The organism is Photobacterium aphoticum, from assembly GCF_001029435.1.
Classification (GTDB): Bacteria; Pseudomonadota; Gammaproteobacteria; order Enterobacterales; family Vibrionaceae; genus Photobacterium; species Photobacterium aphoticum.
The window spans coordinates 1-431 of sequence record NZ_LDOV01000061.1; the positions used below are offsets into that span (position 1 = coordinate 1).

Genomic DNA, 431 nt, shown 5'->3' on the forward strand with positions numbered 1-431 from the left:
AAGCCGCTCCGGCCCCATCGGTAGAGCTACTGGGCGACACCAACGGTGACGGCGTCTACAACAGTGATGAACTGGGTGCTGACGGCACTGTGACAGCTGAAGTGACACTGGCTGCGGGCACTGAAGTGGGCGATCGTATCATCATTAAAGATACCGACGGTACTGTTCTTGTTGACCGTGAAATCACGCAGGCTGATCTGGATAACGGTATCCAGGTTGAAGTGTCGGTTGTCGGTAACAATGTTGAAGTGACCGCACAGGTTGTAGATGCTGCCGGCAACCCATCACCGGAGGTGAGCGACAATGCTCTGGTTGACTCAGAAGCCGCTCCGGCGCCATCGGTAGAGCTACTGGGTGACACCAATGGTGACGGCGTGTACAACAGCGATGAGTTGGGCGCGGATGGCACTGTGACAGCTGAAGTGACACTG

General features: G+C 56.1%; 1 pseudogene. It reads left to right on the forward strand.

Annotated elements, in window-relative coordinates:
• Positions 1-431, forward strand: a pseudogene (locus tag ABT58_RS24225) (hypothetical protein); the annotation flags it as partial.